The 14409-nt window shown below is 42.3% G+C and carries 12 protein-coding genes and 2 pseudogenes; 7 read left to right on the forward strand and 7 right to left on the reverse strand.

Features of this window, described 5'->3' with window-relative positions; genetic code table 11:
- The 3 genes from G625_RS20000 to G625_RS0113410 all read right to left on the reverse strand — a co-directional run.
- The coding region (locus G625_RS20000; protein ID WP_044932784.1) for an MATE family efflux transporter at nucleotides 1–277 on the reverse strand (277 nt) is incomplete at its 3' end.
- A 190-nt stretch (nucleotides 278–467) separates the two neighbouring features.
- A complete protein-coding gene (locus G625_RS0113405; RefSeq protein ID WP_029201515.1) occupies nucleotides 468–998 on the reverse strand; it encodes an NUDIX domain-containing protein in 531 nt (176 codons plus the stop codon).
- Nucleotides 999–1010: 12 nt separating this feature from the next.
- On the reverse strand, nucleotides 1011–1343 hold the full coding sequence (locus tag G625_RS0113410) for a winged helix-turn-helix transcriptional regulator (RefSeq protein ID WP_029201516.1): 333 nt from the start codon (nucleotides 1341–1343) through the stop codon (nucleotides 1011–1013).
- A 143-nt stretch (nucleotides 1344–1486) separates the two neighbouring features.
- Here G625_RS0113410 and G625_RS0113415 point away from each other — a divergent pair, with 143 nt between their 5' ends.
- Both G625_RS0113415 and G625_RS0113420 read left to right on the forward strand, forming a co-directional pair.
- Complete coding sequence (locus tag G625_RS0113415) at nucleotides 1487–1840, forward strand: cupin domain-containing protein (RefSeq protein WP_029201517.1); 354 nt, start codon at nucleotides 1487–1489, stop codon at nucleotides 1838–1840.
- Between the two features lie 51 nt (nucleotides 1841–1891).
- Nucleotides 1892–2824, forward strand: a complete 933-nt coding sequence (locus G625_RS0113420; protein WP_029201518.1) for a DUF1848 domain-containing protein — start codon at nucleotides 1892–1894, stop codon at nucleotides 2822–2824.
- A gap of 220 nt (nucleotides 2825–3044) precedes the next feature.
- On the opposite strand, the gene G625_RS0113425 is transcribed toward G625_RS0113420, so the two are convergent.
- Nucleotides 3045–4580, reverse strand: coding sequence for an alanine/glycine:cation symporter family protein (locus G625_RS0113425; RefSeq protein ID WP_029201519.1), 1536 nt, complete (start codon nucleotides 4578–4580; stop codon nucleotides 3045–3047).
- Nucleotides 4581–4951: 371 nt separating this feature from the next.
- Here G625_RS0113425 and G625_RS0113430 point away from each other — a divergent pair, with 371 nt between their 5' ends.
- The 5 genes from G625_RS0113430 to citF all read left to right on the forward strand — a co-directional run bounded on the left by G625_RS0113430 (nucleotide 4952) and on the right by citF (nucleotide 10535).
- The gene (locus tag G625_RS0113430; RefSeq protein WP_029201520.1) at nucleotides 4952–5563 is read left to right on the forward strand and encodes a DUF6935 domain-containing protein; all 612 of its coding nucleotides are present in this window, start codon (nucleotides 4952–4954) and stop codon (nucleotides 5561–5563) included.
- A gap of 113 nt (nucleotides 5564–5676) precedes the next feature.
- Complete coding sequence (gene fliB / locus G625_RS0113435; protein WP_156885134.1) at nucleotides 5677–6837, forward strand: flagellin lysine-N-methylase; 1161 nt, start codon at nucleotides 5677–5679, stop codon at nucleotides 6835–6837.
- A 117-nt stretch (nucleotides 6838–6954) separates the two neighbouring features.
- The gene (locus G625_RS0113440; RefSeq protein ID WP_029201522.1) at nucleotides 6955–8106 is read left to right on the forward strand and encodes a hypothetical protein; all 1152 of its coding nucleotides are present in this window, start codon (nucleotides 6955–6957) and stop codon (nucleotides 8104–8106) included.
- Between the two features lie 101 nt (nucleotides 8107–8207).
- Nucleotides 8208–8894, forward strand: a complete 687-nt coding sequence (locus tag G625_RS0113445; RefSeq protein ID WP_029201523.1) for an anthrax toxin lethal factor-related metalloendopeptidase — start codon at nucleotides 8208–8210, stop codon at nucleotides 8892–8894.
- Between the two features lie 66 nt (nucleotides 8895–8960).
- Entirely contained in the window at nucleotides 8961–10535 is a 1575-nt protein-coding gene (gene citF / locus G625_RS0113450; protein WP_029201524.1) for a citrate lyase subunit alpha, read from the forward strand.
- A 232-nt stretch (nucleotides 10536–10767) separates the two neighbouring features.
- On the opposite strand, the gene G625_RS0113455 is transcribed toward citF, so the two are convergent.
- The 3 genes and pseudogenes from G625_RS0113455 to G625_RS0113470 all read right to left on the reverse strand — a co-directional run.
- Nucleotides 10768–13200 carry a ribonucleoside triphosphate reductase gene (locus tag G625_RS0113455; RefSeq protein ID WP_029201525.1) on the reverse strand — a complete coding sequence of 811 codons (2433 nt, stop codon included), beginning with the start codon at nucleotides 13198–13200 and terminating at the stop codon, nucleotides 10768–10770.
- Nucleotides 13201–13386: 186 nt separating this feature from the next.
- Nucleotides 13387–13899, reverse strand: a pseudogene (locus G625_RS20005) (SDR family NAD(P)-dependent oxidoreductase); the annotation flags it as partial.
- A 283-nt stretch (nucleotides 13900–14182) separates the two neighbouring features.
- Nucleotides 14183–14409, reverse strand: a pseudogene (locus G625_RS0113470) (hypothetical protein); the annotation flags it as partial.

Consider the following 14409-nt stretch of genomic DNA (forward strand, 5'->3'; position numbering starts at 1 on the left):
TCCTTCCTCCTTCATCTGCACGTTTTTCACCGATCTTCTGACCAAGAAAAATGGTCATACCCATACACAGGCTGCTGATTATATTTGTGATGGTGGCCATAATCTGAGAACCGGTGGAAACAGCAGATACATCAGCCGATTCCGCGAACTTTCCCACCACCAAAAGATCAACAGCACCGTACATCGCCTGTAGAAATAAGGCTAAAAGAACCGGTCCCGCAAACTTAAGAAGGGGTAAAACTATAGCACCTGATGTAAAATCTATTCTTTTTTCCATTGAGTATTTCCTCCGTCCAAATTCCTTATGGTAATAAAAAAAGCCGGACAAGAAGCTGGTATTTCAACCAGACATCTTATCCAGCTCGTTATTTCAAAACGAATAACTCACCCTCCGATGACGTTCACATTCTAACATATAGAAGTCTAATGTCAACAGTTGCATTATTTTAAAGTACAATCCTGATCCATCAGGATTTCTTTAACGCATCCATCATAATATCATCATGATCAAAGGCAAGGTCTTTAAGAGTAAGTTCTAATTCTCCATTAACGAATCGTGTATTGCCATCATCTTTTTTTACGGTAAACCATCCGGCATCCGCTGCATCATCCGCGGCAATAGGCTTTACCTTATCAGGATCAACAACAGCCAAATATGCGGCTGAGACGGTCCATCCGCGGGGATCCCTTCCCGGCTTGCTGTAAACTCCCACCAATGTAAGTTCTTTTGGTGCCATTGCAATGCCGGTCTCTTCCAAAAGCTCTCTCGCAGCTGTTTCTTCTATACGCTCACCTTCCTCAGAGAAACCTCCGGGAAAGGCCCATTTACCGAGACAGGGATGATTTCCTCTCTTTATGAGCAGTACCTTTTCTTCTGAGTCCTTTTTTGTGATTACGCAGATGTCTGCTGTCAAAGATGGCTTCTTCCACTTATTGGAATCATAGGATTTTAAATATTCTTCTTCGGTAAGTCCGTTCTTGTCTCTTATTTCACTCATTGTCAACCTCCATTAAGCATTGCATTTCCTTAATTCTTCAATATATTCAAATCCGAATAACTCAATCTGGTCCAATACCTTCCTGAATTTTTCACCCATTTCGCTAAGGCTGTATTCTACTCTTGGCGGAACTTCAGCGTATACTTTCCTGACGATAAGCTTATCATCCTCTAATTGTCTTAACTGTCTTGTGAGCATCGTTCTTGTGACTTCCGGAATGTTACGTTCAAGCTCGTTAAAACGCTTTGTTCCTGTACTTAGCTGAAACAGGATAACTATAGCCCACTTCCCCTGGAGGACTCTCTGGGTTGTTGCATAAGGACATTGACCGTAAATACTTTTCATAAAAATTTCTCCTTGAAAATGCGCAATAGTATCAAAAATGTAACTATGTATTATAAATGTTCGTACTTGTTTAAATGATTCTTAGAGATAAAATGATGATACAGCAAACAAAAAGAAATAGCAAACAAATGGAGGAAAACAATATGTCAAATTTTAAAAAAGTAAATGTAACTGAGGACCCAAGAACAGAGCTTCATGATGCATTGGGGCTGACAGGAGCAGAAGTAAGCATCAATCATCTTCCTGCCGGTGCAAGTGTTCCTTTTGTGCATTCACATAAAAAGAATGAAGAGATCTACATCATCCTTTCCGGAAAGGGCAAGGCTTCGATAGATGGAGAAGATGTTGAAATCGCTAAAGGTGATGTAGTCAAGATTTCACCTGAAGGAAAGAGACAGTTTTTTGCAGCTGATGATTCAGAGTTAAGCTACGCATGTATCCAGGTTAAAGCAGGTTCTATTGAAGGATACACAGCAGATGATGCGGTGGTATACTAAGGCAAGGTGCTAAGGATACAGTAGGATCATCTTGTGAGGCGGTGATAGGTAATGATAATAAACACAGGACAAAGGACGGACATACCTGCATTTTATTCGGAATGGTTTTCCAGAAGGCTTAAAGAAGGTTTTGTATGTGTCCGTAATCCCTATAATCCTGAACAGGTCAGCCGTTACCGTCTTTCACCTGATGTAGTTGATGTTATCGGGTTCTGTACAAAAAATCCTTCACCAATGTTCAAATACATGGATCTTCTTAAACCTTACGGTCAGTACTGGTTTGTGACAATAACTCCCTATGGGAGAGATATCGAACCTAATGTACCGGACAAACATAAGCTGATAGAAGATTTTAAAAAGTTATCTCAAATGGTTGGAAAGAATTCCATGGGATGGCGGTATGATCCGATTTTTATTTCTGACAGATATACAGAAGAGTATCATATACATGCGTTTGAGCAGATTGCATCTGCCCTTCACGGATGCGCGGAAACGGTAGTCATCAGTTTCATTGATCTTTTCCCTAAGGTAAGGAGGAATTTCCCGGAGGCAAGAGAAGTAAGTAAAGATCAGAGGCTAAGACTTGGAAAAGAAATGATAAAGATTGCGTCCCTTCATGGAATGACTGTAAAACCCTGTGCTGAAGGTGATGAGCTTTCGGAGTATGGTGCCGACTGTGGAGGATGCATGAGGATAAGTGATTATGAGAAAGCAATAGGAAAGAGGCTTGATGCTCCTAAGAAAAAAGGCGCAAGGGCAGAATGTTCCTGTTATCTTACATGTGACATAGGAGCCTATAATACCTGTAAGAATCTCTGTAAATACTGTTATGCCAACGCAGAACCGGAAATAGTACTCTCGCAAAGCAGGCTTCATGATCCGAAGTCTCCGTTTCTTATCGGGAATTATTCTGACGGAGACAAAATACATGATGTAGCACAAAAATCATGGGTTAACGGGCAGATGGAGCTGTCTTTTGTTTAGGGACAGAAAATATTTCAAGTTTCAGTTTCTTTTCAGTATAGGGTGATATTATATGCTCATCAGATGAGGAACATCTGAAACCCCAAAAAAGTTTTTTTCATACTAAATATCTCTCCGACCGCGGATATCGTAAGCATTGTAAGACCCGTATACAATTTCAAGGCTAACAGCACAACGATAAAGGAAAAGAACAAGGCTGACAAGATACAAATCTCAAAAATCAGTTTGCCCGGGCCTTATCATCCCATACAGGGACATCGACTCCGATCACAGCCGAACCAAACGGTGTGTCATCCTTAGACTCGAAGTGAACAGTTGCCTTCTTAACATATTTGAAGCCAATGTATAGAAGCGGGATGTTGCAGTAAGCAATTAAAATATTGGCAAAATCGGAAAGATCCCAAAGGGCTCCCAGATCAAGGCCGACGATAGATGTGAGCATTCCGAAACAGATAACTGCGATATCGATAATTCTTATAGCGTTTATAAATACCTTGCTGCGGCTGATTCTGTTTGCACATATCTCAGAGAATGACATAAATCCCAGGAGACAGGTGAATGCAAAAAGTCCAAAGCAGAGTGATACAAGCAATGTGACAACATTATTGAATGCGGTTCCCGGAGTAAGCTCTTCAACAGAAGCAAGGTACTTGGGAAGCTTTCCGAGATCCATCCATGCAGCGCCATTTTCTGTGAGCCATGCCCGGCCCATGATAATCACAAAACCTGTAAGAGTACAGATAACTATGGTATCAAGGAAAACACCGATTGCCTGAACACAGCCCTGATCACAAGGATGTGCAGCATCTGATGCTGCAGCCGGCATAGTGATGGTACCCTGGCCGGCCTCATTGGACATAAGTCCTCTTTTTACACCCTGCATGAGAGCTGTTCCGAAAGCACCCCCAAAGATGGCTTCCGGTTTAAATGCCTGTGTGAAGACAGCATAGAAAAACCATGGAATCCTCGATATATTGATAAAAATAAGAATAACAACGGTAATGACGTAAACGACGGCCATAACCGGAACCAACACATCCGTAACCTTTGAAATCTTTTTTGTTCCGCCAAAGGAAACAGCGCATGTCGCCAGAATAACTACCAGAAATCCAAGCCAATATACTGCGTGAGTAGTCGGAAGGTCATATCCGCTTACAATGCTTGCAATCTGTCCCATGGCCGATACAGTATTGAAGCCCTGAGCCGGAAAGCATAGGATTGCATATATGATATACATCATAGAAAGTACGACACCGACTATAGCTGAGTTCTTCAGCAGCCTTCTTCCATAGAAGGACATACCTCCCAGATACTCATCGTCCTTCTTTTCCTTGAAAATCTGGGATAATGTTGACTCAACATAAGCTGTGGCCATTCCGAAAAATGCCGAGATCCACATCCATAATAGGGCACCGGGGCCTCCCACAGATACTGCGCCTGTTACTCCGAGAATATTTCCGGGACCTACACGCATGGCTGTTGAAAGGAAAAATGATGCAAGCGGAGTGATACCCGTTTTCGCCTTACTGTTTTTCAGTACCTGAATACCGTATTTAAACCTTCTAAGCTGTATAAATCTGAGGTTAACCGAAAAGTAGATTCCCGAACCTATGAGCAGAATGATAGCCAGAGAAAAATTTCCTAAAACAGGAATGCCTCGATACCACTCAAAGTTTGTCGGAAAATCCCAAAACAAATCAGAAACCGTCTGTATTCTACTGCAGACCGCAGAAATAAAGGCCAATAAGCCGTCCATACCAAATTCCCCCTTTTATGACTTTGATGCTAATTCATTATTATAATTCTCACATTGGTACCCGCAACATTTAATTATAAATGTATAAAGCACTAATCTTTATATTGAAAGAGATGAGCATTAGGATCCGAAAGCTTTTATATGAAAAGGTGCTGTCAAACTACCGATATGGGCAACCAGGGCTCATTTATGAATGACAGAAAAGTATATACTGATTTGGCTCATGTAAAAGCAGAATAATTATAGTTTTGTTAAAAAATCCTGTACCGGGATACATCTCGGCACAGGATTTTTTCTATTGGCCAAAAATAAAAATTATTTTAAAATGGCTAATAGAATCTTGAAAAGGAATCTTAAAAGGAGTTTTGACTATGGGATTATTTGATTCATTAAAATCACAGGCTATATCCACAATAAGAAAAGAAGCAGGTAGTGCAGTTAATAATGCAGTGAATGGTGCGATGCAGAACATTGGAAAGGGACGCAATCATACAGAGACTTTTCAATTTAATGTTCTCCCGCAAAATCTGTCAGAACTTCAGGCTTTGCCGGAGGCATCATTAGACAGTGCGTTTAAGACGGCAGCTCTTGTTATAGTGGCACTTACAAGATATGAACAGGATACGGCTGCATGTTTTGAAATGCTTAACTTCTTAAAGGGACCGGAACCGTTAAGTGAGTTTGAAAAACAATTTTTAAAGGACCGTTTGTCGGGAGCAACCTATAAAACAATGTCGTTCTTTGATGGTGCAATCCCCGGGAACAATTATCAGCCGATGGTTCCTTATACGTTAAAGGTTAGTGAAAATCCGTATTCTTTTGATAATGAAAACTGGGCTGTAATGTATGTTACCAGTGGTGGAGCGGATTCACCGAGACCGATCAAACTACGTAAGAAACCTTCCACAGGACAGTGGTTTTTAAATGAAATTCAATGCCTGTCGGATATACGCACACCTGTAGCGGCGGATCCGTGGGCTTAAAACAAAAATGGCTTTATCGAACATAAAGGCAGCGGAAAAAGCAGCTGAAGATGCCGAAGCCGCAGAAAAATCTATACGGATTTAGCGCATGCAAAAACAGAGTAAATACAAATATGTCAAAATATATCATTGAGCCGGAATACTATAAAGATTTCAGATGTATAGGAGGAGATTGCTCTTTCACATGCTGTAAAGAATGGAAGATTGCTGTGGATCCGGACACAAAAAAGAAATGGAAATCAATAGAGACTCCGGCAGGAATGAAAGAACAGGACAGACTCCCGGAATCTGTCAGTGAAAGCGATATGTTGGATGCTTTCATAGTAAAAGCAGATGACTCGGAAGTGATCGGACTGCTTCCAAATATGAAGTGTCCTTTTCTGGAAGAAGACCGGTTATGCATACTTGTGAAGAATCACGGAGAAGAGGTTCTTTCAAAAACCTGCCATACTTTTCCAAGAGAGAGTCATGTCTATTCTGACCGCGTGGAAAGAGCTTTGGTTTCCTGTTGTCCTGAGGTTGTTGACAGGTGGAAAGACATTGACAGCCTGAAATTTACAGGACTTGATTACAAAGATACTGCCGTGATCAAAAATCAAAAAGATGTGTTTAGACAGATCAGGGATCTCATGATGTATTATCTGGCCGATGACAGAGTGAGTAACAGGATAAACCTTTTAAAGGCTTTCTTTGTTCTTCTGGATATATATTCCAAAAATGACGTCAGGGATCCTGGGGAGTATCTTTCCGGAGAGACTTTAGAGGAGCTGGAAGAAACAATAGAAACACTGTTTGAGGAACCGGAAGAATCAGTGAAAGAACGTAACGAGTTGTTTCTTGATATCACAGAGAACTATGTAAAAGAAGGAAGATATGCAGAGTTCCTTGGTCCTATGATAGATGAGGCAGAGCGATTGAAGGATTGTTCGGACTATGCTGTATTCCGTGAAAAAAACAAAGAATATGAAAAGCTCATGAGAAATTATCTTGTATCCGAGACCTTTTCAACTCTACTTTTTCCTGATGCGGATATTCCGGATCTCGTAATGCAGTTTGAGTGGATGATGATGGAATATGCCCTTATGGAGCATGCGGTATATCTCAAATGGCGTTCATGTCCGGATAAAACAGTCCCTTATGAAACGGTTCGTGACATGATGGTACTTATTTCAAGGCTTACCGGATATGGTATGGATGATATCGAAGAGTACCTTATCAACAGTTTTGAGGATGCTGTATGGGATTTTGGATATGCGGTTTTTCTGTTGGGATGATTTCTTCTGACAGAAGACTATCATTATTAAAAAACAAATAATCCGAAGACCATTTTGTGTTATAGTTGCTGTATGATCGAATGATTATTCTAGAGGATGACTATAAGGAGAACTCTGATGACGATTCAAAATCCTAACTATATGTACTATAAGCAGTTGGCAGATACATGGAAGAGTGCTGACGGTTCGATCACAGCCTTCCTTACTGATACCGTGCATATCACTGTAAAATATGGGGATGCAGCAATTGATGGTTATTACGATGTGGTTCCGGCAGGTCTTGATATGGCAACATCAATGCAGGGATTTATGGGCCTGGGAATGATGGGGAGTTCTGATGGTTTTTCATATCAGCATAACTTCGGCGAGGACCTCAGAATAAAGCTTGGTGATACAGCCCTCAAAAAAGGTGATCAGACGATCTACAACATTGCTTCCGCATGGCACGATATTGAAGACAAGCTTCACATAGACATGGTTGTTGTTTCTACAGGTGAAAAGCTCAGTTTCGTATTGTCCCGTGACGCAGCAGCTTCTGCTGTAACACTGAAAGATGGCGAAGTGCAATGTGAATGCGGGCAGATTTTCTCCAGCAGGTTTTGCCCGAACTGTGGAGCGGAGCGTAAAGAGAGCAGTACATATACTTGTGAGTGCGGATATACCGGCCCCATCAGCAATTTCTGTCCGGAATGCGGTAAGCCTGTTTCATCACAATTGCAGAAAATAACTCCATCACCTTCACCCGCTTTTGCGATACCTCCTGTTGCATTCAGGATTACTGATGATGGCACAATAGAGCCGGTGTATAATGATGGAACCGATACTTCTGAACAGGAGCAGCAAGCCGGTTGGACATGTTCAGAATGCGGAGCCGATCTTCAGACCGGAGATACATGCACCAAATGCGGAGCGGAGATAACTAAAGAACTGCTTTTTTCGTTATCGGAATATAAGTCCACCAACCCACCCCAGTATGATGGTGTCCAGGTGTGGAAGTTTTCGGATACCCAACTCATAATGCAGAGGGGGAAGCGTTTCCGATTCATACCGGCAACAGTCATTGAGCCTGCATTAGAAATCATCAGAAAATACGGCATCGATAATAAGGAGAAGAATAAAAGTCTCATGCCGGGAATCTGCGGAGGTTATCAGACAGTAAGCTTTTGGGACGGCGCAAAGATGGTTGGAGCTTCTACGGACGATATGCCCGGAGCGGCGAGCGCTTACTATGAACTTATGACTCTGTTCACTACGGCAATTATTGATTAATATCCTTTGATAATTGTTGTAAGCATCCTGATTGCCGTGGGATGTTTACTGTTCTTTAAAAAGAAAAAGTGGTTATAGTTGAACAGGATGGTTTTACTATTATGAATCTTTTAAATAAAGCTAAGAAGATTTTCGCAACAGCTGTAATATGTACGGTATTTGCTGCATTTAATGCTTACGCGGAACCAATGGAGCATGTCAGTTTCTCAAATTTTAATGACGTAATATATTATGCAAACGAATATGTGACCTGGGAAGATTTGGAAAAGGTTCTGGAAGGATATAACAGCCTTCCAGAGGCAGTCAGGATCAAGCTGATTACAAACAGTGCAAAGATTTATGTATACCCTAAGAAATTTGAGACAAACCGGAACATCAATGAGCAGACGGTCGGTTTGACAAGATCTTTGACAAAACAGGTAACTGTCTACAATAACGGGGCGTATAGTATATTAATGGTCATTCCTCCCGAAAGTTATATATATACAGACAGACTCAGCGTTGTAGGCGGGATACCTCTGGTGCATGAAATCGGACATATAATCGATGATCTCCATTGTCTGGAACATATAGAGAGTAACGGGGCTTCCGGCAGTGAAGAATTTTTAATTCTGTCTGAGAAATATAAGAATGTGATAGCGGCCTATGACAAGGCAACAGCGACTAATGCCTATAGCAACAATGAGATATATGCAGAAGCTTTCCGGATAATGATTGAAAATCCGGGCTATCTTTTTCAAAATGCTCCGGAGCTTTATCAATACATGATGAAAACCATCTATTATTGAAGCAGGATCATCTTTGGGAATTTACAAGGAACTAAGTATATTTGTATGAGAAACCGGAGGTAAGTTATGATCAATGCTGTCGGCAGGGATATACCTGATGAGATACTCAGAAAATACGGAAAAGAACCGTTTAGAGGAGTTCATTACAGAGACAATAAGCCATATAAAAAGGCTGAAGTTACGGCTCATGGCATGGTTGATCCAATGAGAAACAAGATGGTGTCCTCCATAAGAGAAGCGATGGAAAAATGCAACGCCCATGACGGCATGGTTTTCTCTTTCCATCATCATTTCCGGGATGGGGATCATATAGTCAATATGGTGATGCAGACTGCCTTTGAAATGGGACTTAAGGATCTGACAGTTTGTGCCAGTTCCCTTGGCGCTGCCCATAGTGTGGTTGCGGATCTAATCGAAAAAGGCATCGTCACAGGCATACAGACTTCCGGAATCAGGGACCGTATAGGAGAGGCCGTATCATATGGAAAGCTTAAGACGCCTGCCATTATCCGTTCTCACGGTGGACGTGTGAGAGCTATTGAGGAAGGTGATGTACATATAGACATCGCATTTATCGGGGCTCCTACAGCGGATGAATACGGGAATTTAAGGGCAGTAGGCGGAAAGAGTGACTGCGGTGTTCTGTCATACTCTATGGTGGATGCAAAATATGCAGACTACACTGTGGCAATTACAGACACTCTTGTACCGTTCCCTAATTATCCGCCATCCATCCCCATGACTGATGTGGACTATGTCTGCGTGGTGGATGAGATAGGAAATCCTGCAAAAATAGCCAGCAATGTAATCCGAATGACTCAGGATGTAAGAGAACTTAAAATGGCGGAAGACTGTGCAAAGGTCATGGCAGCAACGCCGTTTTTTAAAGATGGTTTTTCTTTCCAGACCGGAGGAGGCGGAGCTTCCCTTGCGGTTACACGATTCCTGGAGCCACTGATGGAGGAGAGAAACATTAAAATGTCTTTTGCCATCGGCGGTATAACGAAGCCCATGTGTGACCTTTTGGAAAAGGGTTATATCAGAACCGTTGTCGATGCCCAGTGTTTTGATAAAACAGCTATAGAATCGGTAAAAAATGATCCGAGGCATTATGAGATTTCAACCTCAGAGTACGCAAATCCTCTTAACAAGGGAGCCTTCGTCAATAAGTTGGATTTTGTGATCCTTGGAGCCCTGGAGATAGATACCGGTTTTAATGTAAATGTCACAACAGGCTCAGATGGTGTGCTGCGAGGGGCACCGGGAGGACATCCGGATACGGCAGCCGGAAGCAGATGTTCGATCATTGTGGCACCTCTTATAAGAGGACGCATACCAACAGTGGTTGAAGGGGTTGTTAATGTTACCACACCCGGTGAAGCCGTTGATGTTCTGGTTACTGATTATGGTGTAGCCATCAATCCCAAAAGGAAGGATCTTATAGAATGTCTTTCTGCGTCAGGGCTTCATATCGTGACTATTCAGGAATTGCTTTCGACTGCATTAAACATCGTCGGGAAACCTGAACCTATTCATTTTGAGGATGATATAGTAGGAATAATTGAAAGCCGGGATGGGACAATAATGGATGTGGTCAGACGCATAAAACCTCAAACAGAGATACATGAGATCATAGGATGACAAAAGATCAACTAAGCCAACGTGGACGGTTCCCGCCGGCGAGAACCGTCCACGTTGGCTTCATTTGTTGAGATGAAAATACCGGAGATATCTGATATGTAATTAAAAGCCTCACCCCGTTTCTTCTTGATCCGAAGGAACGGGGTGAGGCTTTAAGTGTTTCAGAAGAATCTGAAACGATTCGTGATTAATGATTGTGAGAAAGTATGAACTCTATCTGATAGAGTGTAGTTTATGCTCCTGCCTTAAATACTTTGCCGCTGCTTATCCAGCTTCTGATGTCAGATACTCCGAGAAGTTTCTCATAGCTGTTTCCGGATGAGATAACAAGAGTAGGAGCCTGCTTGATTCCAAACTTTTCTACAAGTGTAGGATTTTCCATTGCATCCATGATCTCATAATGTACACCCGCTTCATCGAGAAGGGATCCTGCAATCTTGCAATTAGGACAGGTCGAAGTCTTGAAAAGCATGATGGTATTTCCAGTTTTGGAAGCTGAACTCATATTAGTTACATCTTCTGATTTAATAGCATCAGTAGTAGCTTCGGCTTCAGCCTTGGACTTCATCTTGGGTCCTTCATGTGTAAGCTTTGAGCCTGCGACATTATAAACCTTACGGTCCTTGTACTCCTGAGCTTTTCCGTCATTCCAGTTGGCTATAGGACGATAGTAGCCGGTGATACGGCTGTAAACCTCTGTCTTTGCACCGCAGTGAGGACATACTGTCTGTTCGCCTGTAAGGTAACCATGCTCTTTGCAGACTGAATATGTCGGTGACATGGTGTAGTAAGGAAGTTTGTAGTTCTCTGCAATCTTTCTTACAAGGCTGGCAGCTGCCTTCCAGTCAGGAAGCTTCTCACCAAGGAATGCGTGGAACACGGTTCCTGAGGTGTAAAGAGTCTGAAGCTCATCCTGGATATCAAGTGCAGAGAAGATATCCTCAGTGTATCCAACCGGAAGATGTGATGAGTTGGTGTAGTAAGGAGTTCCGTTCATGTTTGCTGTGATGATCTCGGGATAAAGCTCCTTGTCATGCTTTGCAAAACGATAGGTAGTGGACTCCGCAGGAGTTGCTTCCAGATTGTAGAGCTCACCGTCATACTGAACCTGATACTCTGACAGGCGGTTTCTCATGTGGTTGAGAACATCCTGTGAGAACTTTTGTGTACGTTCATCTGTCATATCTGCACCGATCCAGTTTGCATTGAGACCCACCTCGTTCATACCGATAAGACCGATGGTAGAGAAGTGGTTTGCAAATGTACCGAGATATCTCTTGGTGTATGGGTACAGACCCTGATCAAGCAGCTTTGTGATGACCTGTCTCTTGGTGTGGAGTGATCTTGCTGCTATATCCATAAGGTGATCGAGTCTCTTGAAGAAGTCTTCTTCGTCAGAGGCAAGATATGCAATGCGCGGCATATTTATGGTTACAACGCCTATAGAGCCTGTTGACTCTCCGGAACCAAAGAAACCGCCGCTCTTTTTACGAAGCTCTCTCAAATCCAGGCGGAGTCTGCAGCACATTGAACGGACATCTGAAGGCTCCATATCAGAGTTTATGTAGTTTGAAAAATAAGGTGTTCCGTACTTTGCAGTCATTTCAAACAGAAGCTTGTTGTTCTCTGTCTCAGACCAGTCAAAATCACGTGTGATGGAATATGTCGGGATAGGATACTGGAAACCGCGTCCATTGGCATCACCCTCGATCATTATCTCGATGAAGGCTTTGTTTACCATGTCCATTTCTTTCTGGCAGTCACCGTAGGTGAAATCAAGTTCTTTACCGCCAACGATGGCATTCAAATTCTTGAGATCGGAAGGAACTGTCCAGTCCAGAGTGATATTTGTGAAAGGAGCCTGTGTTCCCCAGCGGCTTGGAGTATTTACGCCATATACAAAGGACTGTATGCACTGCTTAACTTCCTTCTGGGAAAGATTATCTACCTTTACAAAAGGAGCCAGATAAGTATCGAAGGATGAAAAGGCCTGTGCGCCTGCCCATTCGTTCTGCATGATTCCAAGGAAGTTGACCATCTGATTGCAGAGAGTAGAAAGATGGTTTGCAGGTGAAGATGTGATCTTGCCGGGAATACCGCCGAGTCCTTCCATTATAAGCTGTTTCAGTGACCATCCTGCGCAGTAGCCGGTCAGCATGGAGAGATCGTGGATATGAATGGCAGCGCTTCTGTGAGCCTTGGCAATTTCGTCATCATATACTTCTGAAAGCCAGTAATTGGCCGTGATGGCACCTGAATTTGAAAGAATGAGACCGCCGACAGAATAGGTGACAGTTGAATTTTCTTTTACTCGCCAGTCATTGATCTTTAAATAGTCATCCACGATATCCTTGTAGTTAAGGAGGGTGGAATTGACATTACGTACCTTCTCACGCTGCTTACGATAGAGAATATATGCCTTTGCAACATCGGAGTAACCGGACTCAGAGAGAACCTTCTCTACACTGTCCTGTATCTCTTCCACGGTGATCTTGCCGTCCTTGACCTTGGTCTCGAAATCTGAAGCTACTCTAAGCGAAATAAGGTCGATTACGCTTGAATGATATTCCTTTTCTAATGCTTCAAATGCCTTTGTGATGGCTGCTGATATTTTGGAAATATTGAACTCAACTATAGCGCCATCTCTTTTAACTACCTGATACATAGGATCCTTCCCCCTGTGTTTTTTGTGATAATGTAACGATAACACAAAGGGGTCGAAGGTTCAATATGTAGATGCACATTGTAAGTAAAACGCAAGATATTGTGGTTGAAGGCGTTTTGAATAGATAGAAAAAGGCATAAAAAGCGTATATGATACGCAAAAAATGTGTATCATATCCGGTCATCTTTAGTATCCGAATGCGAGTGCGCCGCCGTCGAGTGCATAGTCCTGTCCTGTGATATATTTTCCGTGAGGGCCGATCAGGAAGGCTGCCATTGCACCTAAGTCTTTGGTGTCACCGAAATCATGTACAGGGATGCGGTTCAGGATCTGTTGTCTGCGTTTGTCATCCATAACCTCATCCAGCATCTTGGAGTGGAACCAGCCGGGAGCAATGGAGTTTACACAGATGTTATCGTTTGCCCATTCTATGGCAAGACCTCTTGTCAATCCACAAACGGCTGCCTTACTTGTACAGTAGGGGACAACCAGTGAAAATCCAAGGTGTGCACTCATGCTGGAGATATTGATGATCCTGCCTTTGAAAGGACTTTTTTTCAGATAAGGATAACAGAGCTGTGACATTATGAAGACACATTTAACATTAGTATCCAGAACACGATCAAATTCTTCTTCGGGTACTTCCTGAGCAACACACTTATAAGTGGTTCCTGCGTTGTTGACGAGGAAGTCAAGATGGCCTTCGTGTTTATAAAATCTCCCACGGCTGAAAACCTTGGAGCTTTAGCTCCGAGGATGAAAGTCGCTTTGCTAAATTAACATCTCGCCTAAGCGAGATAAACAAGATATAATTCTATCCCATGAATAAAGAATATAAACATGGAAATCGAAATAAATATCTTATTCGTTACCACTTAATTATAATGTGAAAGAAAGTAAAGGATAGCCAAAAAACAAGCATACTTAAACAAGCTATCCAAAGAATAGCTTTTATTAAAAAAATAGATTATTGAGATTAATGTTATGAAGCTATATTAGATTCCTTGATTATTCCCTCAGCAATCAAAAGCTTCATTGCTTGTTTGATAGCCTTCTCTTTCTGCTTTTCCTTGAGGGTTCCAGGCATATCAATTTTATAAAGATCGGTTGGGTTCCATACTTCGCCCGTAGATAACATATGATAGGCAGCTGTAAGGATCATCCTGGCGATTGCGATGATGGCACGTTTCTTACCACGACGTTTAAAAA

The organism is Oribacterium sp. NK2B42 (assembly GCF_000424445.1).
Taxonomy (GTDB): domain Bacteria; phylum Bacillota; class Clostridia; order Lachnospirales; family Lachnospiraceae; genus Oribacterium.